19 protein-coding genes are annotated in these 19,664 nt (G+C 49.7%); 16 read left to right on the top strand and 3 right to left on the bottom strand.

The window, feature by feature from the left end; genetic code table 11:
- Window positions 1–38 precede the first annotated feature (38 nt).
- From EYB58_RS03750 to EYB58_RS03725, 6 genes are all read left to right on the top strand, one after another.
- Entirely contained in the window at window positions 39–941 is a 903-nt protein-coding gene (locus EYB58_RS03750) for a peptidylprolyl isomerase (RefSeq protein WP_163354530.1), read from the top strand.
- Window positions 942–1,085: 144 nt separating this feature from the next.
- Window positions 1,086–1,652, top strand: a complete 567-nt coding sequence (locus EYB58_RS03745; protein ID WP_111959199.1) for a hypothetical protein — start codon at window positions 1,086–1,088, stop codon at window positions 1,650–1,652.
- A gap of 15 nt (window positions 1,653–1,667) precedes the next feature.
- The gene (locus tag EYB58_RS03740; protein WP_111959197.1) at window positions 1,668–2,048 is read left to right on the top strand and encodes a general secretion pathway protein GspG; all 381 of its coding nucleotides are present in this window, start codon (window positions 1,668–1,670) and stop codon (window positions 2,046–2,048) included.
- An 11-nt stretch (window positions 2,049–2,059) separates the two neighbouring features.
- Window positions 2,060–2,581, top strand: coding sequence for a hypothetical protein (locus EYB58_RS03735; protein ID WP_111959195.1), 522 nt, complete (start codon window positions 2,060–2,062; stop codon window positions 2,579–2,581).
- 223 nt (window positions 2,582–2,804) lie between these two features.
- The gene (locus EYB58_RS03730; protein ID WP_131071999.1) at window positions 2,805–3,113 is read left to right on the top strand and encodes a hypothetical protein; all 309 of its coding nucleotides are present in this window, start codon (window positions 2,805–2,807) and stop codon (window positions 3,111–3,113) included.
- Window positions 3,114–3,336: 223 nt separating this feature from the next.
- Window positions 3,337–3,645, top strand: a complete 309-nt coding sequence (locus EYB58_RS03725) for a hypothetical protein (RefSeq protein WP_131071999.1) — start codon at window positions 3,337–3,339, stop codon at window positions 3,643–3,645.
- 288 nt (window positions 3,646–3,933) lie between these two features.
- On the opposite strand, the gene typA is transcribed toward EYB58_RS03725, so the two are convergent.
- The gene (gene typA / locus EYB58_RS03720) at window positions 3,934–5,784 is read right to left on the bottom strand and encodes a translational GTPase TypA (RefSeq protein ID WP_111959193.1); all 1,851 of its coding nucleotides are present in this window, start codon (window positions 5,782–5,784) and stop codon (window positions 3,934–3,936) included.
- Between the two features lie 163 nt (window positions 5,785–5,947).
- A complete protein-coding gene (locus EYB58_RS03715; RefSeq protein ID WP_111959191.1) occupies window positions 5,948–6,421 on the bottom strand; it encodes an outer membrane lipoprotein in 474 nt (157 codons plus the stop codon).
- 399 nt (window positions 6,422–6,820) lie between these two features.
- On the opposite strand from EYB58_RS03715, the gene EYB58_RS03710 reads away from it, so the two are divergent.
- The 10 genes from EYB58_RS03710 (at window position 6,821) to EYB58_RS03665 (ending at window position 17,044) form a co-directional block, all read left to right on the top strand.
- On the top strand, window positions 6,821–8,248 hold the full coding sequence (locus tag EYB58_RS03710) for a radical SAM protein (RefSeq protein ID WP_242637545.1): 1,428 nt from the start codon (window positions 6,821–6,823) through the stop codon (window positions 8,246–8,248).
- A 358-nt stretch (window positions 8,249–8,606) separates the two neighbouring features.
- Window positions 8,607–9,023 carry an HAD family hydrolase gene (locus EYB58_RS03705; RefSeq protein WP_111959189.1) on the top strand — a complete coding sequence of 139 codons (417 nt, stop codon included), beginning with the start codon at window positions 8,607–8,609 and terminating at the stop codon, window positions 9,021–9,023.
- 279 nt (window positions 9,024–9,302) lie between these two features.
- Entirely contained in the window at window positions 9,303–9,680 is a 378-nt protein-coding gene (locus EYB58_RS03700; RefSeq protein WP_111959230.1) for a SpoIIAA family protein, read from the top strand.
- A gap of 15 nt (window positions 9,681–9,695) precedes the next feature.
- Window positions 9,696–10,109: a hypothetical protein gene (locus tag EYB58_RS03695; protein ID WP_111959187.1), complete on the top strand. Its 414-nt coding sequence runs from the start codon at window positions 9,696–9,698 to the stop codon at window positions 10,107–10,109.
- 301 nt (window positions 10,110–10,410) lie between these two features.
- Window positions 10,411–10,932, top strand: a complete 522-nt coding sequence (locus EYB58_RS03690; RefSeq protein ID WP_111959185.1) for a hypothetical protein — start codon at window positions 10,411–10,413, stop codon at window positions 10,930–10,932.
- Between the two features lie 12 nt (window positions 10,933–10,944).
- Entirely contained in the window at window positions 10,945–12,177 is a 1,233-nt protein-coding gene (locus EYB58_RS03685) for a toxic anion resistance protein (protein WP_111959183.1), read from the top strand.
- Window positions 12,178–12,179: 2 nt separating this feature from the next.
- Window positions 12,180–12,827 carry a DUF4178 domain-containing protein gene (locus tag EYB58_RS03680; protein WP_111959181.1) on the top strand — a complete coding sequence of 216 codons (648 nt, stop codon included), beginning with the start codon at window positions 12,180–12,182 and terminating at the stop codon, window positions 12,825–12,827.
- A complete protein-coding gene (locus EYB58_RS03675; RefSeq protein ID WP_111959179.1) occupies window positions 12,814–14,448 on the top strand; it encodes a hypothetical protein in 1,635 nt (544 codons plus the stop codon). The genes EYB58_RS03680 and EYB58_RS03675 overlap by 14 nt, the downstream gene beginning before the upstream one ends.
- Window positions 14,449–14,460: 12 nt before the next feature.
- Window positions 14,461–15,351, top strand: a complete 891-nt coding sequence (locus tag EYB58_RS03670) for a DUF350 domain-containing protein (RefSeq protein WP_111959177.1) — start codon at window positions 14,461–14,463, stop codon at window positions 15,349–15,351.
- Window positions 15,341–17,044, top strand: a complete 1,704-nt coding sequence (locus EYB58_RS03665; RefSeq protein WP_111959175.1) for a polyamine aminopropyltransferase — start codon at window positions 15,341–15,343, stop codon at window positions 17,042–17,044. Before EYB58_RS03670 ends, EYB58_RS03665 begins: the two co-directional genes overlap by 11 nt.
- Before the next feature lie 13 nt (window positions 17,045–17,057).
- On the opposite strand, the gene EYB58_RS03660 is transcribed toward EYB58_RS03665, so the two are convergent.
- Window positions 17,058–19,664: a CHASE2 domain-containing protein gene (locus EYB58_RS03660; RefSeq protein WP_111959173.1), complete on the bottom strand. Its 2,607-nt coding sequence runs from the start codon at window positions 19,662–19,664 to the stop codon at window positions 17,058–17,060.

The raw sequence follows: 19,664 nt of genomic DNA, 5'->3' as shown, positions 1-19,664 counted from the left end.
CGAGACAATACATTTTTAATATATTTATGGAGGATTTTATGAAAAAGACGTGGGTGTTAGGCCTTTTGGCAGGTGTTGTATGTGGCAGTGTTTTATTTGTCTGGGGATGTCAGCCCAAGAGTGATCCTTTGGTGGAATTTGACGGCGGGGTCCTGACAAGCCAGGATCTGGATGCCCATTATGAAAAATTGAAAAATTCGTCACAGTTCAGGGGACGTACAGAGCAGCTTACACCGGAATTTGTCTTTGACCATGCCGTGAACATGGAGATGATCATTACTAAGGGCCTAAAGGAAAAACTGCACCAGGATCCCCGAATTCGGGCCCAGATCCATGCCTATATGTCGGATCTGTTTTTGAAAATCATGCAGGATCAGCTGGTTCCGGAAATCAACAAAGACGACTTCACCGAAGATCAGCTTAAAGCGTTTTACGAAGACAATAAAGACAGCTATACCACGCCTGCCATGCTCAGTGTGAAAATGATAAAAACCGATGATGAGAATACCGCCCTGGAAGCCAGGGAGCAGATCAATTCGGGCGACCTGGATTTCATCCAGGCGGCTGCCAGATACTCCACTGACAAAAAAACCGCGAACCGGGGCGGGGACATCGGAACCAGAGCGTTGAAAAAATTTAAGCCCGGCTGGCGGGAAGTCATTGGGGGCCTTGAACCGGATGTCTTATCCGGCCCCCATCAGATACTGGACGGGTGGTTTTTGTTTGAACTGGTTGCAAAGACAGAACCTGTGGTTCACACCTTTGAGGAGAAACAGGCCTATATTAGAAATGATCTGATGTATAACCAGTACCGGCAGGCCTGGCAGAATACCTATGACCAGCTTAAAAAAGAATATGAGGTCAAGGTGGACCAGGACCAGCTGGATAATTTTATCCGGGAACGTACGGCCAAAACAGACGATTCGGGCGAAGCGGCCTGATGGCTTACAGGCTCTGATGGATTTAATTTTGGGGCTTGATTCCATTGTAGGCCATTTCTCGTAGGAGCAATTCCTCCGTGGCCTGCCCCCACAGCGTTCGACGTTAGAACCAATCCCTAATTTTTAAACAGGAGAGAGGGTTTCATGAAAAAAATTATGCTGCTTTGTCTGGCCCTGGTCTTGGGGTTCCAGGCCCAGGTCATGGCCCACAGCACCAAGGGCCGGCTGAAAGTGCCCCTGGACAAGGAGGTGCTATCCATTGATGATATTGCCTATTTTTTTGAGTCCTATGTCTACAGGGAATTTTACAAAGGAAAGTATGAAAATCCGGATAAACGGTTCTACGTGAACAAATTTTTAGGCGTGGATCAAAAGGGCGATCACGCGGTGGTCCGGTTCAGGACCCTGGACATCAGCAAGAAATTCAGAAATAAGGATATCAAACAGGGCAAGGGGACATTTGAGGACCAGGCGTTCATGGTTCGGTTGCCGTCCGGTGTCTGGGCCATTGATATGCAGGGCAAGGCCCCGGTTGAGATGTATACCTATGTCGAGAAATGGGGATATTACTACAAAAAATATGTGATGCCGGTCAGTGTGGTCGGGTTTGCATTGGGAGTGGGAACCCTGGCCCTTCTTCGAATCAGAAAACGCAAAAAAATCGGCAGTGGCGATCCCGGCGGCAACACCGTGGCGCCTCCGGCCGCTTGAGGCCGGTAACTGACCATGGTTGAAATCATTAGACAGTTGATTATGGGCGGGGTTGCCCTTGGCATTATTGTTGGCAACTCCGAAAGTATCCTGCAGTATTACGATGACACCGTTGCTATGGCCCGCCAGGTGGCCACAGCCGGTGATTTGCGTTCTATCAGCCTGATGCTTGATTATGAATTTATGAAACGGGGCCGGCTGCCAAAGAAAGAGCGGTTTGGGCGTTGGCTGGGAAAAAATTTTAAGGAAAACGAACTAAAGGCCGTCATGGTGGATCACTGGGGAAATGACATGGTCTACCTGCTGTCCAGGGACGGCAAAACCTATACGCTTCAAAGCCCCGGGCCGGACGGTCTTATGGACACCGAAGACGATATGACCCGCACTGGGCCTTAAAAAGGAGTACCATGAAAAAAAAAATAAAACGGAAAATCATCGTTAATCCCAAGCTCCAGCTGGGATGGGCCTTTTTTGTGGCAATGCTGCAACTGCCGGGTATTGTGATCACCGGGTTTGCCATGTCCTGGTTTTATCTGATTTATCTGGACAACAACCTGATCGTGTCCTGCAATACCAGGGTTCTGGTTGTCCTGACCGTGCTCTGCCTGTTTTTAATTACAGGTGTTATTGTGTTCATCGCCAGGCGGACGACCACCATTGCAGGACCTTTAAAAAAACTGCAAACACTGATGTCTGAAATGGCCCGGGGACGTGTACCTGAGAAACCGATCACATTCAGGAAAGGCGACTGGTTTTCGGAGCTGGAAAAGGACCTCAATGCCATATCACAATCCATGAACCAGGCCAATCAAGTCCGTACCCATACCCGACAGACCCTGGAGCGGTTCAAGGAAGATATGGAAACCGGACAGGAAATCCAAGGGGAAGCATATATTCAAACCATAGATAACTTAATCAAAGAGTTATAATGAGAAATCATGAAGGGGTGACGTTTGTTACAGATGAGTCGATACGTCATCGTGCTCTAAAATAAAATGAATGGCATTCGTAGGTTGGGGTGACGAAGGAACCCCAACAAAATACGCCACCGAACCCCAGCAATGTTGGGGTTCCTTCGTCACCCCAACCTACGGCTGCTGCGTAATATTGTCTAAAATGGGTTTGTCTTATTCGTCCATAAGAACCAGCCCGTTGACCAGACAGCCTTGGGTCTATGTATCCTTTTTCTTGAGTTTCCCTGCCAAAGGGGGTCACCTCCACCATTCTGAAATGGCCCGGGGACGTGTACCTGAGAAACCGATCACATTCAGGAAAGGCGACTGGTTTTCGGAGCTGGAAAAGGACCTCAATGCCATATCACAATCCATGAACCAGGCCAATCAAGTCCGTACCCATACCCGACAGACCCTGGAGCGGTTCAAGGAAGATATGGAAACCGGACAGGAAATCCAAGGGGAAGCATATATTCAAACCATAGATAACTTAATCAAAGAGTTATAATGAGAAATCATGAAGGGGTGACGTTTGTTACAGATGAGTCGATACGTCATCGTGCTCTAAAATAAAATGAATGGCATTCGTAGGTTGGGGTGACGAAGGAACCCCAACAAAATACGCCACCGAACCCCAGCAATGTTGGGGTTCCTTCGTCACCCCAACCTACGGCTGCTGCGTAATATTGTCTAAAATGGGTTTGTCTTATTCGTCCATAAGAACCAGCCCGTTGACCAGACAGCCTTGGGTCTATGTATCCTTTTTCTTGAGTTTCCCTGCCAAAGGGGGTCACCTCCACCATTCTGAAATGGCCCGGGGACGTGTACCTGAGAAACCGATCACATTCAGGAAAGGCGACTGGTTTTCGGAGCTGGAAAAGGACCTCAATGCCATATCACAATCCATGAACCAGGCCAATCAAGTCCGTACCCATACCCGACAGACCCTGGAGCGGTTCAAGGAAGATATGGAAACCGGACAGGAAATCCAAGGGGAAGCATATATTCAAACCATAGATAACTTAATCAAAGAGTTATAATGAGAAATCATGAAGGGGTGACGTTTGTTACAGATGAGTCGATACGTCATCGTGCTCTAAAATAAAATGAATGGCATTCGTAGGTTGGGGTGACGAAGGAACCCCAACAAAATACGCCACCGAACCCCAGCAATGTTGGGGTTCCTTCGTCACCCCAACCTACGGCTGCTGCGTAATATTGTCTAAAATGGGTTTGTCTTATTCGTCCATAAGAACCAGCCCGTTGACCTGCCTGACTTGGGTCTAAATTTTGAACGTCTGTTTAAAAATTTAGACCCAAGGTTAATATCAGGCCTCGGTATCCTTTTTCTTGAGTTTTCCGGCCAGGAGATGGCGTTTGCTGGCATTCAGTTCCACCTTGCGGATGCGGATGGATGAGGGGGTTACCTCCACCATTTCATCGTCCCTGATAAAATGTATGGCTTCTTCCAGGGTCATGGGTTTAACCGGGGAGCAGGTGGTGGCGTCGTCTTTTCCTGAGGCCCGCATATTGGTCAGCTTTTTTTCCTTGCAGGCATTGACGTCAATATCCGAATGACGGTTGTGTTCGCCAATCACCATGCCTTCGTATACCGGGGTGCCCGGTGAGATGAGCAGACGCCCCCGGGGTTCCAGGTTGAACAGCGCATAGGGCACGGCCTTACCCTGGCGGTCGCACACAATGGAGCCGGTGTAGCGCACGGGGAAATCCCCGCGATATGGCTCATATCCGGACAGGTAGGAGTTCAGGATCCCCGTGCCCCGGGTATCGGTCATGAATTCGTCCCGGTACCCGATCAGCGAACGCGACGGGATAGAGAACTCCAGGTGGACCCGGCCCTTGCCGTTGTTTACCAGGTTGGTCATTTTGCCCTTTCGCACGGACAGCTTTTCAGTGACCACGCCCATGAAATTTTCATCGCAGTCCACGAAAAGATGTTCGATGGGCTCCAGGGTTTGACCGTTTTCTTCCCGGTAAATTACCCTGGGCCGTCCTACGCATACTTCAAAATCTTCCCGGCGCATGGTTTCAATGAGAATGGCCAGCTGCAGTTCCCCGCGTCCCTTGACCACAAAGCTGTCGTCATTACTGCTTTCCTCCACTTCAATGGCTACGTTGAGCAGGGTTTCCTTGAGCAGGCGTTCCCGGATTTTTCTGGACTGAACATTTTTACCCTCTCTGCCGGCAAAGGGCGAGGTGTTAATGGCAAACCGCATGAATACCGTGGGTTCGTCCACTGAGATCCTGGGCAGGGCTAATGGATTTTCCCGGGTGCATATGGTGTCACCGATTTTAACATCCTCAATGCCTGCTAAAACGACGATATCTCCGGTGTCTACCTGGGCCACCGGCACCAGCGTTATGCCGTCATAGGACTGGAGTTTGGACACCTTAAGCTGTTTCTGGGTGTCGTTCTCACCCATGCATACCAACGATGCATTGGAAGCGGCAGACCCGTTGAACACCTTGCCAATGGCAAGGCGCCCCAGATAATCGGAATAGCCAAGATCTGACACCAGCATCTGGAAAGGGGCCTCAGGATCATAAGACGGTGCGGGCATTTCATTGATAATGATATCAAAAAGAACCGTCAGGTGATCCACGTCCTCTTCAAGTTCCCGCTTGACAATGCCATCCCGACCAATGGCGTAAAGATAGGTGAAATCCAACTGTTTGTCTGTGGCGCCAAGGTCGATAAACAGGTCGTAGACCATGTCCAGCACCTCGTCGGGCCGGGCATCCTTGCGATCAATCTTGTTGATGATCACAAGTACGGGAAGACCTGCCTCAAATGTTTTTTTGAGTACAAACCGGGTCTGGGGCAACGGCCCTTCGGAGGCATCCACCAGCAGAATGGCGGAATCCGCCATGGAAAGTGCGCGCTCTACCTCCCCCCCGAAATCAGCATGGCCCGGGGTATCAATAATATTGATTTTTATCCCGTTGCAGGTCACCGAGCAGTTTTTAGCGGCAATGGTAATGCCCCGTTCCCGTTCCAGGTCCATGGAGTCCATGAGCCGGTCATCCACAGCCTGGCCTTCCCGGAACATCCCGCTTTGCTTAAACATGGCATCCACCAGCGTGGTTTTCCCATGGTCAACATGGGCGATGATGGCAACATTTCTTAATTTATCATTTACTGCACTGTTTTTTTTCATATTCTCCTACGACGTAATGTCTGAACGGAAAGTTGTGTTTGGACGCAAAAATGCCCAGATGCAAGGCGCAGAAAAATTTCCAATTTTCAACCGGCGCATACTAACGTATGTGGGGATTGGAAATGTTTTTGCAACGTCGCAGATGGGTGATTTTTTTCAAATACTATTTAGATACTCGGGTGGTGCCGTCCGGGGCTGTCAATACCCGCACCCTGTCCCCGGGAAACATAGGCACATCCGCCTCCTGGACCACCACAATGGTTCGTCCACTGTCAAGGTTAATAACAATTTCAAAACCGTTTTTTGTTCCGGCATCATGTTCAATGGCTGCACCAATGGCCGCACCTGCCAGAGCCCCGACAATGGTGGCCACATCCCGGCCATGGCCACGGCCGACGGTGCTGCCGAGTACGCCGCCGGTCACGCCGCCGATGGTACCACCGGCAACCGGGGGATTCGAGGCCTGGATGATGATAGATTTAACAGATTCAACCGTCCCTGTATCCACGATCTGGGCCTGCATGGTCTGCTCATAGGTATATACATTGGAGCTGGATGACGCGCATCCTGCCATAATCATCATTGCTGCAGCCATGATGCAAACAACAAACTTTATGCCTGATCCGGCTGTATTCATGTTTCTACCTCCTGTGTCTTAACATATAAACTGGGTGCCAAAGGCGCTTGGCCCGCTTGTTTCTTGCCATTAACGCCTGAGTTAATAACATTCAAATATCATTATACCGCTTGCAGCCGGCAAAAGGAAGTAATCATTGCATGAGAGTACGTCAATAGGATAGGGTAATTGCGTAAAGGCAGGATCATCAGCTTCATAATCGGATTTTATTGTTCCGTTGTTATTTATAATCGGACTTATCAATTCTTTTTATCTGTTTCCCGGGTGGTAGCGTCGGCCTTTATTTGCCGATTTTGCCCCGGCCGGAGCCTGTTTTCCACAAGATTCCTGGTTTTCTATTGTATGGTCTCTATTTTGCAATCCTTCCAATGTTTTTTAACCCTTTGAGAGACAGATGCGTTGATAACCCAGAATGAAAAGATATCCTATGTAAATCGGATAGAAAAAGACTATGCCGGCGTTTATGAAACCATGAACTGGCTGAATTCCCCAGGAGCGATGGAAACCGCTACTAAGGCAAGGGAAGAATTGATTTCAGCTATATTTGTCAGACCCGATTCTCCTGCCGCATGGCAATTTGCCGGCACCAAGCCCTACACCCATGGCATTTCGCCTGGATGCGTCTTATGCGGCCAGGGAAAATGGTCCTGCCTATTTATCAATAATATTTGTAATGCCGCCTGTTTTTATTGCCCCTCGGGGCAGAATGACAGAGGCTTGCCCATGACCAGCACCGTGACCTTTGAAAAGGACCTGGACTATGTGCGTTATGTGAACCGTTTCGGCATAGAGGGCGTCGGGTTCAGCGGGGGCGAGCCCCTGATGACCGTTGACAGGGTGCTGGACTACCTCCGTGCCATTGGGGAGCATGCCTGCCGCCCCATTTATACCTGGATGTACACCAACGGCATCCTGGCAACCGAGGATAAACTAAAAGCGCTTCGGGACAGCGGACTCAATGAGATCCGTTTTGATCTGTCCGCAGACAATTACAATCTTTCCGGTCTGGAAAAGGCCGTGGGAATTATTCCGGTCGTCACGGTTGAAATCCCGGCCGTACCCGAAGATCTTGAAATCACAAAGCCTCTTACCGCCGTCTTAAGTTCAATGGGGGTAAACTATCTGAATCTTCACCAGATCCGGTGCACCCAATTTAACCGCCCCAAGCTGGTCCGGCGCGGCTATACCTTTATCCACGGCCCAGGCGTGTCCGTCTTCGAGACTGAACTTGCGGCACTGGAATTGATCCGCTACACCTTGGACCGGGACATTCCCCTACCAGTCAATTATTGTTCCTTTACCTTTCGCAACCAGTTCCAGAAGGCGGCAGCCCGGCGCAGGAACGCCAATTTGATAAAGAAAGACTGGGAAGAGATAACACCTACAGGGTTTATCCGCGCCATGAGCATTACAGGGCCGAATGAACGGCTCGGCCTGGTCCTGGAGCGGTTTCGGTCCCAGGAGGACGAAGGCTGGGCGGTTTCAACTAAGCAGGACCGGATTCTTTTTCATTCAAGACTATGGCAACTAATTGACTTTACCGGGCTTGAACTCAAAGTCAAATATAACACCACCGCCCTCAGGCCCGCAGCCACCCTCCGGTACCCCTTTACCAAGGTTCGGTTGAATCAAGATAAGGCCGTGGTCATTGAAAGGGATGACCGGCATCAGGGAATACGGCTCAAAGGGGATGAGATTCCGGCTTTTGCCCGGCAATTTCTCACTCCCTCAGGCTCCGGGGCTGATCCGGTCGGGCTTTCACCGGAACAGGACCTGGCATTTTCCCGATTTGAAACTTTTGACCAGGGTCTGGCCCCTCTGTATTGATTGGGAATGTCTCAGACCCTTTTTATATGAAAGTTCCAATAAGTCACTGAATTACTTCCATGCTTTGTTGTGGGTTGAACCTCGGGATTGATAGACCAAGTCAGCCCATGGCTGTTATAAAAAAGATCTGTGTAACCCACACAGATCTTTAAATATTCGTTGTGGTTAAATCCTGTCTGATCGATGCCTATCCCCTGATTCGGAAAAATTATTTATTTTCAAGGGCGAAATGGCCAATGACAGCGCCGGCTGCGCTCCATCTTTCTTCACAATAGATCTGTATTTTTGTCTTTAATGCCTTAAGTTTTTGGTTAATGCATGAATCGGGAAAATAGTTTTTGCCGGGGAGGGGGCTAAAATGGGTGGATTTGCCCATAGAATCATTGTCCTGAAATGGTATAATTTAGATTGGACCATTAGCCTTGCCTATGTTACCGGACGAAATAAAAAATTGATCCATGAAGCCATCCATACCTATGATCTGCCAATACCCGATTACGCGGTGGGGGATGTGGGCGCAACCATATACAAACCGGACAAGAACTGGTCAAATATTGTCGAATGGCAGGAACATATCCAAAAAAGCTGGCATCATTTGGGATGGGAGGCCTTGAAAGAGGTGTTGCAGGATCTTTCGTTCCTTCTTCTTCAGGAACCTGAAAATCAGCACGAATATAAGCTAAGCTATTATGCCGATCTTGAAATTGACAAACACAGCCTGAAAGAAGACGTCTTCATTGCTCTATCCGGACCGCCTTTATATGGCCAAAGGTGATTTTCTGGGAATGAACCGTCGCTATAGTGCCGATATTCTGGAAGGTCTGGTGCCTTTTTTTTCTGGTACACGTGCCTGGATGGTGGCAGCCTGATTCACGTGAATTTGAAACGGCCGTTGCAGTGGAGATACAGGCCCCTGTATCGGGAATTGGAGGATATCCCCCATGGTCTGTTCCGGCCTTTCATGGGATAATAAAGGTTCTATTGTATCGACCGATGGCAAGGATTCATGGTCGGGGATCGAAAGCCCCGACCCAAACCCCAAAAGGAGGACACCATGCCCTATGCATTCGACGAAATACAACTCACCGAGGAACCCGGCGGCACCGTGGTCACCCTGGTGTTCAAGGACAAGTTGAAAAAAGAGGATTACGAGTATTTTGTCCCCCAGGTGGAAAAAATCATGGAATCCCGGGACAAAATTCGTATGCTGATCCAGCTTAAGGATTTCAAAGGCTGGTCCGTCGGCGCCCTCTGGGAAGAAAGCAAATTCGGCGTCCGTCATTTCACCGATATTGACCGTCTGGCTATTGTAGGGGAGAAGCAGTGGGAAGGGACCATGGCCGGATTCATCGCCCCCTTCACCGGAGCTGAGGTAAAATATTTTGACATGATGGACCTGCCCCTGGCCAAGGCGTGGGTCAGTCAGCCATAGCAAGGAGAAAGAACCATGCTTTATTCAGGACATTTTTCATTTGATGAAGTCAACGGATCCGATGAGGAGCGCCACGGATACTTCACCTGCATTGCAACCGCGGCAACGCCTGAGCTTGCCCTTCAAAAATTCCGTCAACGAATCCATACCATAAAAGAGGAGGATTTAAGCCCCCTGTTTAAAAATATCAGGGCGGTGTATGTGGAGGACATTGTTGAAATTTCGGAGAATCCCGAAGCCCCAGTGATCACTAGGTTTCAGTCTTCGGAAGGGCCTTTCCCCAAATCCGTAAGCTGCGCCCTGCCGGCCTCAAACACAGATGAAGTCCGCGTCTTTCAATGGGTATCGGACACCTCCCCGCCTGTACATCGCCAGGTCGATGCGAAGCAGGAGTATAACGAAGCGGCTCCCTTTATCGAATTCGTTTAGAAGCGGAATCTAACTATTAAAAGGCCGGGGCTAACCCCCGGCCTTCTCTGTTTTTTCTGGTCCCCCCCAGTACCATCAAATTGTAGTTGCCCCTGTGTTTGGTTAAGAGATGCTTATATTTTATAATCCATATGAACCATTCGAAATAGGTATTAAACTGCAGGCTGGTTACCCTGGTGAAGAGGACGGAATGACTTGAACTTCACGACATTTAATGTATAAATAGTACCGTCCCGGTCTAAAAGGCGTTAAAATTACCATTAAATAAGGCTTTTCTTAAAAATATAGAAGGAAATATTTCATGACCGTTATAATTGTATCTGCCGTGTTTATTATTGCGTTATTTTCACTCGGCCTGATTATCAGGCGCCTGAAAACACCAAACGTGTCATCAGAGCCCGGAGAGCAGTCCCCGTCAAGCCCTGAAGAAAAAGACCCGGGTGCTGATTTCAAGCAAATCCTTGATACCTTGATCAAGTTGAATATTTTGATCCGGACCGACCGTGGGTTTTCCATGGACTTGATTTCAAAAATAGAGTCCATTATTGATGATCTTAAAGCGCTTATCCCGGATATGATCACCCGTTATCCGGGGGAGACCCTGACCTATGAATTGAAAAAAATTGGGGCAACCCATCTGTTTAAAACCGTTAAAGAATATCTCGACCTTTCCCCGGACAGCAGGCAGACCCAAAGGCAGGTCTTTGAAAAAACCATTGAAAGCCTTCATGACGTATGCGTAAGATCCCGGGAGATTGTGGACAATAATGAAACCGCAGAATTTAAAACCATGGCCCATTTTCTTGAGGGTAAATTTTCATAAAGGAGAAAACCTATGTCCAGTTTGGCTCAGGAACTTGCCAATGTGGCCGGTCAGGCCAAAGCACCTGTACTAGCAGAAGTCACACAAGCATCAGGGCAGGGGGCGCTGACACCTGTCCAGGCTCCCAACCAGCTGGTGCCGGTCCAGCCCGGGCACCTTACTGTTGAAGATATTAAAGCACTTGAAGAGAAGGCTGAGGGTTTTGTGGAGAAGGTCAAAACAGATCCGTCGAATTGGCAGCTTGGCAATTTTGTATTTTCCCTGGGCCGGGAAATCATGGAAAAAACTCAGGCCCAGGTCTCCCTTTACGACCGGAAAATGGGCTCGGTGTTAAAAAATGTGGCCGTCGAGGACAGCTCGCCTGTGGCAAAAAATATCCTGGCCATCAAAACCGAGTTGGACAAGGTCAACCCCACCATGGTGGCAAAAACGGAAATGCCTCTACCTAAGAAGGTGCTGGGGCTTTTTACCCGCACCGTAAACCGTCTGCCCAAGGGAGACGAGATCCTGCGTATCATTGCCGAACGTAAGGAAACCGTGAATTCCACCATTGACGGCATCCGGGACCACTTGCGCAACGAGGCCGACCAGGTGGCCTTTGACGCGGCGGAACTGTCCCAGATCTGTGATGCCTTAAAAGAGATCCAGCCGGCCCTGCAGGAACACATTTACCTGGGCCAGCTGATCTGGGAAAAGCTCACCACTCACCTTGACACGGTGGATGATCCCCGGGTCAAAGAGGCGCTGATCACCCTGACTTCGGATCTGGCCATGGCGGTTGTGGACCTGCAGACCATTGACAACTCCAATCTTCAGACCCGGTTTGGCGGGGAGATGATGGTCAGAAATTCACACCTGGTCCAGCGTCTGGTCCAGCGCACGGACATGATCCTGGCCACGGCCGTGAAAAATGCCCTGGCCGTTCGGGTGGCCGCAGAACAGCAGATGGATACCTTGAAACACCTGGACATGGTCCAGCAGGCAGCGGCTGAGACCATGACGGACACGGCAAAGGTCATTGGCGATGCCGCGGTTAAAGGCGCAAAGATGAGTCAGAGTATGACCGTGAATATTGAAGCCCTGGAAGAGGCATGCAATACCTATGAGCAGGCTTTTGAGGCCTACACTGCCATTTCAAAAGAGACCATCAGCATTGCTTCCCAAAGTTCCAATGCGTTGGGTGTTATGAATGACCGTTTCAGAGCAAGGACAGATGCATTGACATCAAGGCGTCAGGAGGATTAATTATGATATCCGTTTCCGAACAAAAGTCTTTTGATCAGCGATTTTCCCTGATCCGAACCCTGGCCCCGGACAAGGTATTGTCCCAGGAGGAACAGGCCCGCCTGACCATCATGGATGCAGGGGTGGGTGACTGTTTTACCTGTTTTGGCAGTACCTATTTCATCCAGGAGATCAACAAATACCAGGAGGCCAGTGAGGATTATTCAAAGCTGAAAGATTACTTTGTCACCGAACTGACCTGTCTGTGCCTGGAAACCGGTGCGGTGGGCCATTTTGAATGGGAAATTGATGATGAATTAGAGATGAGCATCACCCTGGACCAGACCAAATTCAAACAGTTGACGGATGATGAAGGCCAGCCCATTGATGGAGATGATTTGGATCAGATTGTCGAGGATGAGGACAGTATTGTTTATGCCGGGGATTCCTTTGATTATGACGACGACTGGGCTGCTGTGTATCGGCGCAACGGCAAGGAAGAACAGGTTTATATGTATGAATTTGTCAATGATCGCGCATCCCTGTTTCTTACCATTGAGGAGTGGCAGGACCCCGATAAAGATGAATACCGGATTTATATTTCCAAACCCGTGAACCCGTTAGAATTGATTTTTATTTTCAGGGGGGAGGCAAACGATGAGAGGGCGTAACCCTTGTATTAAAACAGAACAAATATTCACAAGTGTGGTGCTTGTTTTGTTGGCTCTGGTTTTTCTCACCGGCTGCGGCCAGGGACTTTCGGATGCAACCAAAACCCAGGCCAAAACAGTAAAACAGAACCTGAACGTCACCCAGGATTTCATCGAAGCCCAGAAAAAAAAATATGACCGTCTGTCGGCGTCCCCGGATTTTTCTGCCATGGCTGAGTATGCGTCCAGGGAAAAATGGAACACGGCATTTGCCAATGCCGGCGCCACCCTGACCCGGGCCCAGAAGGTGTATGATAAGGGGTTAAAAGTCACCATCAAACAGGACAAACCCGAAGGCGAAGCCCGGGCCCAGGCCCAGATCAAGCAAGTCAATTCGGTGATCCGGGAAGCTAAAAATCAGGCAATGGCGCCCTTTAAACGTGTCAGCAGGATCAAGGCTGCCATGACAGGGACCCTGGCCATGGAAAAATCCGCCCTGGCCTCGGCAGAGACCATCCTGTCAAAGGTGCAACGTCTGGAACAGGGGCCCGTGGCCAAGGCAAAGGAAACATTTCCCGATTCAGAAGCAAAAATTACGGCCCGGTTTGCCCCGTTTTCCAAAATGGCGGATGAGACAAAAGCCAATACAGATATTGTAGAATCCCAGTATAAGGCTCATACCGCAGGGCGTGCCGACTATGCTGCCTTTGTCACGGCAGCCGATGCCATTGAACAGGCAAAGAAGACGCTTTCCAAGGACGGACCAAAATTTGAAAAGGATCTGGACCAGTTATACCAGAGTTATACCAAAATCCTTGAAGACATGAAGGTGGACTATTATGTCAACATTCATCGTGAATCCTGGGATGAAAGGTCAGATTTTTACAACCCTGGAATTTTCGTTTATACCATCCCGGTATCCCCTGCGGTTTTCCAGGCGTTAACCCAGTCCGAAGCCGAATCCATTGCAGATCTGACACCGGGTTTCAGCGGGATGAATATGCGGGTTACCCCGGGCCTGGAGTCCGCCTTTAAATCGCTGAATCTTGATCTGGTCAAAGGCTGGCCTGATTCCCGGCACAATGCTGCCACCTTCTATCTTGAAAGCAGCCAATTAAATTATTTTCATAAATACCTTAAGGAAGAGAACGGAGAAACTTCAGAAACCGGCTGGGAAGCGGTGAAGGCCTCTTTTTATGAACAAAACCTGGAAAACTTAGGCATGGCGATTCTGTCCAAGCCCTATGGTGAGTTTGAACCTGATTCCCAGGCAGCCCCGCCCGGCATGGCTTATGTCGGCAATTCTAAATACGGGGAATGGAAAAAGGATGAAAGTGGTAACAGTTTCTGGTCCTGGTACGGCCGGTATGCCTTTTTTTCCAGCTTGTTCTTTTTTCCGCCCCATTATTACTCCTATGGATCATGGAACCGGTGGAACACGGACTACAGATATAAAAAACCCTATTACGGTCAGACTAAAACAGGAAATACCTTCGGCTCCCAGGGGACCCGCATGAAACAGTCGCCACGGTATCAGAACAGCACCTTTTCAAAAACCGGCGGACTTAAAACCGCTTCTGCCTCGGTAAGGGGTGGCGCTTCGGGGCTTCGGGGCGGCGGCCCCAAATCAAAAGGTAAATAAGGAGAATAATTTATGGATTATACAGCAACCTTAAACAGTATGGGGCAGGGTTTATGCTATGCCCTGGTGAGCATTTTATTCATTTTTCTGGCCAAAAAGCTGGATGACTGGCGGACCAAGAATTTTGATGACGACCGCCATATTGACGACGGCAATCTGGCCGTGGGGTTAAGGCGGGCAGGGCTTTACCTTGGCATTGCCATCGGTATGATCGGAGCGTTGTCCGGGGAATCTGCAGGGTTCCGGACCGATATGCTATATCTTTTGGTTGACGGTGTCCTCATTACAGGGTGTCTTTTCTTTTCCCGGTTCATCAACGATTTTGTCATGATGGGCAATATGAACAACGACCGGGAGTGTGTCAAAGTATTTATCCTTGGAGACGGGCGAACCGTTACGGGCAATACTGCCCTTGGCACGGTGGAGGCCGGCATGTACATTGCCACCGGCTTTATTCTCAACGGCAGCATGTCCGGCAGCGGGGGCAGTTTTGTCCAGTCCCTGGGATCTGCACTGCTCTTTTTTGTTCTGGGCCAGTTTGTGCTCCTGGGGTTTGGCCTGGTGTATGAAATGATCACCCCCTTTAATCTCCGGGATGAAATCAAGCAGAATAATCCGGCCGCAGGCATTGCTCTGGCCGGTATTCTCATCGCCCTGGGTATTATTCTGAAAGCCAGTCTTTCCGGTCCGTTTACCGGTTGGGTAAATGATATTGTCGGCTTTTTTGTTTATACGCTATTCGGTATGATTCTGCTCATTGGATTCAATGCTCTTGTGGATCGGTTTCTACTGCCAACCACAAACATTGCAACTGAGATCAAAGAGGACAAAAATGTTGCTGCCATGGTGTTGGTCCAGGCGACCATCATTGCCGTGGCCCTGATCATTGCCCATGCCATCTGATTCATCGGGGAGCGCCCGGGAATCCGGTCGCTCCCGGCTCAACACAGCCTCAACCCTGCTGTGCCTGTGCATGTTCGCATCCGGGGCCTGCGGTATCATCCTTGAGTACATCCAGGCAAGCCTTGCCTCCATGATTTTGGGAAATGCCTTTGAACAGTGGGCCATGGTCATCGGCTTGATGATGTTCTGGATGGGATTCGGCAGCCTGATTCAGGCCGGAATTTCCAAGGAACGCCTGGTGCATGCCTTTATCGGCATTGAAATTGCCCTGGCCCTTGCCGGGGGGTATTCACCCACCCTGACCTATCTGTCCTACGGATATACCAGCCACTACAGCATAGTACTCTATTTTTTTGTATCCGTGATCGGCATTCTCATCGGCCTTGAAATTCCGGTGATCATACGGATCAACAACGATTTTTCAAAGGAGTTGTCCACTAACCTAGGCAATATCCTGTCCGCCGACTATATTGGATCTTTGGCCGGGGCCCTGGTCTATGTGTTCATCCTGCTGCGTTTTTTTCCGATTACGGAAGCGGCTTTTTTAACCGCCGGTATGAATTTTTTTCTTGCCCTGATTACCTTTATTTATTTCACCCGCAAGCAAATCATCCGGGGCAATCTCCCATTGCTTGTGATCATGGCTGCCACCTGTGTCGCCGTGATTTTCGGGTATATGAACAACCGTAAGTGGCAGATTACCAACGAACAGTCCCTGTATGATGACCCCATCGTTTATTCTAAAACCAGCCAGTACCAGCACATCGTTATTACGCATTTCAAACCCCTGGACGAAGTCCGGCTCTTTTTAAACGGAAACCTGCAGTTATGCAGTACGGATGAGGCGCGATACCATGAGTCCCTGGTGCATCCGGCCATGGCCCTGGCCCAGGACCGCCGCCGGGTACTCATTCTTGGGGGCGGTGACGGCTGCGCGTTAAGGGAAGTGTTAAAATACCCGGATGTTGACCGGATTACCCTGGTGGACCTGGACCCGGCCATGACAACGCTTGCCGCCACCCATCCGCTGTTGTCCCGGCTCAATGATCATGCGTTTGATAACGCCCGGACGACCATTCTGACAGGTTCTGGGATTTCACCGGGAGATTTTCGTCAGATATACCAAGCGTCGTCTGACAGGAAAAGAAAACCGGCCGAGACACGGCACGTGGCCGAGGTTCGGGTCATGAACCTGGATGCAGACAAATTTCTGGAACAAGTGACGGGGGTGTGGGATGTCATTATCGTGGACATGCCGGATCCGTCCACACCGGAATTGACCAAGCTCTACTCAAAGGAATTTTATCTGAAAGTCAGGCACCGGCTGGCAAAAAACGGCATCGCATCGGTCCAGTCCACCTCCCCGTACCTTGCCAGGGAAAGCTATCTTTGCATTGGCCGGACATTGACTGCTGCCGGATTTTTTATCCTGCCATACCATGAAAATGTACCCTCGTTTGGGGATTGGGGCTGGTTTCTATGTACCCGGGAAGATTGGAATAAAAGCCTTGGGAAACAACGAATTGCAGAACTTGAATTTACTGTTCCCACCCGGTTTCTAACCCCAGAGGTGTTCAGAGGCGAACTTGTATTCGGCAAAGACATGCATCAAAGCCGTCACACGGAAATCAACACCCTTCTTTTTCCTGTGCTGCTCTCCTACTACAATCACGAATCCTGGCTTTTGGAATAGATATTATGGTTGATTATTTTTTCTCCATCGCCGTCTGTATGGTTCCTGACAGCTCCTGGATGGAAAAAGGTTTCTTCACAACGGCGCTTACCCCTGCGGCCATGGCATGTTCCCGGGTAAAACCGTCATGATATCCTGTACAGAGGATAATGGGGATGTCTTGCCGCACTGACAATAGTTTTTTCGCCAGGGTGATGCCGGTCATCTTTTTCATATGAAGGTCGGTGATCACCGCGTCAAACATGTCGGGCGTCGACCGGAATCTGTCCAGGGCCTGTTCAGGGCATTTTTTTACCTCAACCTCATACCCCTGGTTTTCCAGGAGTTTGCGGCCAGTGTCCAGAAGTTCCTGGCGGTCGTCCACCAGGAGGAGGCGGCCGTGGGCCTTTTTTCCCTTCGCATCCGGCATGTGGGGCTGCCCCGCCTCCTTTTTTTTTGCCTGGGGCAGGTAGACATGAAAGCAGGTACCCTCGTTTTTCCGGGATTCAAACCTGATGCTGCCCCCATGTCTTTTTACGATGCCGTGGGTTGTGGCAAGCCCAAGGCCTGTGCCGGTATGTTTCGCCTTAGTCGTAAAGTATGGCTCAAATACCCTGCTTTTAATATCCTCAGGGATGCCGGAGCCTGTATCAGCTACGCTTATTTTTACATATTTTCCAGGTGCAAGTTCAAGGTGCGGACCCAATTTTTTGGAATCGACATCTATGCTTTCCACAATGATTTTGATCTGCCCCGGTCCTTCGCCCATGGCCTGGTAGGCATTGGTGCACAGGTTTAAAATCACCTGGTAAATCTGCCCGGGATCTCCTGTAACCCTTTCCGCTCCGGTCACATCAGCTTTCATCTCAATGGTAGGCGGCAACGTCGCCTTTAAAAGCTGCAATATCTCTTTGACAATCGGCCGAACCATAAAGGAAAGACGCTTCTGATCAGTCCGGCGACTGAAGCCCAGGATCTGGGTGACCAGATTTGCGGCTCTGCTGCATGCCTTGAGGACCTCTTGCAGTTTTTTCTGTACCTTTTTTTCTTCTGGAATTAATGCCGCTGCAAGCTGGGTGTACCCCATGATTGCAGAAAGTATATTATTGAAATCATGGGCAATTCCACCTGCCAGGGTTCCGATGGCCTCCATTTTTTGGGACTGAATAAGCTGTGACTGAAGCATGACCTGTTCTTGTTTTAAATGGGTGCTTTCCGTAATGTCCCGGACCACAAGGACCGATCCGGCAGATAGATTGTTTTCATCCAGACGGGGAAACGCCTGAACTTCAAAATGCCGGTTCAGGTCCTTGGCATAAATCTGGACCGGTATATCTCCTAAAAAAGAGCGGTCTTTGTCTTTCATATACCTTTCTATGGCCTTAGCAGCCCCGTTCTCTGCCGACCTGTTAATCAAAACAGGGTGTCCAGCCCTATCCAAAATGATGATGGCATCGGTAATGGAATCAAATGAGGTTTCCCAATCTTTTTGGGCCTGGAAAAGCTTTTGCCCCATGGTTTCCAGCTTGAGAACATGGGCTGAAACCAGGGCAATGGTTAACACCACCCAAAATGCGACAGGCGGCATCCAGAAATGAAACCAGTTGAGCAGCAAAAAGTCCATGATGGTAAAAACGATTAAAAACACCGTCCAGCCTGCCAGAGCCCTGACAGATCCCAGACGACTAAACCCCAGGGCGCTGAGTATAAAAACCAGGACAATACCTGTCCATTTACCCCCCATGCATATGGTACGGATATGGGAACCATCCAGAAGATTATTCAGCACTGTGGCTTGAATCTCCACCCCGGGCATCCGGTCACGATTTTGGGTAAAACTGGTTAAATGGTTCTGGTCGATTCCAGCAGCAGTAACCCCCAGAACCAGGATTTTGCCCTCAAAAAAGGCGGGGGGATATTTGTTTTCCAATATGTCGGAAAACGAAAGGCGTGGAAAGATTCCAGCAGAACCGTAATAATTGATGCCCCTGCCGTCCTCCTGGATGATGCTCCCAAGACAATCACCACCGTTAGTTCGAAACTGATCGGCCCTGACCCTGGGGTTTCCGGATATGATGTCAATCAGGGCTGACGAGATAGACGGCAGTCTTTTACCGTCAAGAAAAAGGGTATGAAAAATATCACGAACCACACCGTCCATGCCAGGCTCGGTATGGACATGGCCCAGAGCCGGGTTGCCCATGGACGGGGCAGGTAAAATAAGATGGCAGCCGCTGTCCACATAAGCCGGCAGTACAAGCCTGGGAAACCGGGCCATGGCCTTTTCCAAAAGTGAGTCACCTGCAGCGGGTTCCGCCAGAATAATATCCCCAAGAATCCCTGATGCCCGATCCGTTTGATCCAGAAAGTGGGCATAATGGCGCCGGGGAATGGGCCACGGCCCCAGTTTCCCAAGGGTTTTTTCGTCAATGGCCACGATGAGAATATCTTCCGTCGTGGTCTGGGTGCCCCTGAGTCTGAAAAAAAGATCATAGGCATAAAAATCCATGCCCCTAAAAAAGCCCATGGTATCCACCAGACCGACCACCAAAAGACAGACCAATCCCATGAGCAGGTAACGGAGGTGATGTTTTTTCCCGGTTAAAACGATTCCGGGAGCCAGTGAATCTGGTCTAACCAT

It is taken from the genome of Desulfobacter hydrogenophilus (assembly GCF_004319545.1).
In the GTDB taxonomy this organism is placed as follows: Bacteria; Desulfobacterota; Desulfobacteria; order Desulfobacterales; family Desulfobacteraceae; genus Desulfobacter; species Desulfobacter hydrogenophilus.
The sequence above is the reverse complement of the archived record's forward strand: the minus strand, read 5'-3'. Positions and strand labels throughout refer to the sequence as shown.

Coding starts and splice junctions, on each gene's coding strand:
- EYB58_RS03750 (WP_163354530.1), top strand. CDS start 39: ATGAAAAAGACGTGGGTGTTAGGCCTTTTGGCAGGTGTTGTATGTGGC.
- EYB58_RS03745 (WP_111959199.1), top strand. CDS start 1,086: ATGAAAAAAATTATGCTGCTTTGTCTGGCCCTGGTCTTGGGGTTCCAG.
- EYB58_RS03740 (WP_111959197.1), top strand. CDS start 1,668: ATGGTTGAAATCATTAGACAGTTGATTATGGGCGGGGTTGCCCTTGGC.
- EYB58_RS03735 (WP_111959195.1), top strand. CDS start 2,060: ATGAAAAAAAAAATAAAACGGAAAATCATCGTTAATCCCAAGCTCCAG.
- typA (WP_111959193.1), bottom strand. CDS start 5,784: ATGAAAAAAAACAGTGCAGTAAATGATAAATTAAGAAATGTTGCCATC.
- EYB58_RS03715 (WP_111959191.1), bottom strand. CDS start 6,421: ATGAATACAGCCGGATCAGGCATAAAGTTTGTTGTTTGCATCATGGCT.
- EYB58_RS03705 (WP_111959189.1), top strand. CDS start 8,607: ATGGGTGGATTTGCCCATAGAATCATTGTCCTGAAATGGTATAATTTA.
- EYB58_RS03700 (WP_111959230.1), top strand. CDS start 9,303: ATGCCCTATGCATTCGACGAAATACAACTCACCGAGGAACCCGGCGGC.
- EYB58_RS03695 (WP_111959187.1), top strand. CDS start 9,696: ATGCTTTATTCAGGACATTTTTCATTTGATGAAGTCAACGGATCCGAT.
- EYB58_RS03690 (WP_111959185.1), top strand. CDS start 10,411: ATGACCGTTATAATTGTATCTGCCGTGTTTATTATTGCGTTATTTTCA.
- EYB58_RS03685 (WP_111959183.1), top strand. CDS start 10,945: ATGTCCAGTTTGGCTCAGGAACTTGCCAATGTGGCCGGTCAGGCCAAA.
- EYB58_RS03680 (WP_111959181.1), top strand. CDS start 12,180: ATGATATCCGTTTCCGAACAAAAGTCTTTTGATCAGCGATTTTCCCTG.
- EYB58_RS03675 (WP_111959179.1), top strand. CDS start 12,814: ATGAGAGGGCGTAACCCTTGTATTAAAACAGAACAAATATTCACAAGT.
- EYB58_RS03670 (WP_111959177.1), top strand. CDS start 14,461: ATGGATTATACAGCAACCTTAAACAGTATGGGGCAGGGTTTATGCTAT.
- EYB58_RS03665 (WP_111959175.1), top strand. CDS start 15,341: ATGCCATCTGATTCATCGGGGAGCGCCCGGGAATCCGGTCGCTCCCGG.
- EYB58_RS03660 (WP_111959173.1), bottom strand. CDS start 19,664: ATGGTTAGACCAGATTCACTGGCTCCCGGAATCGTTTTAACCGGGAAA.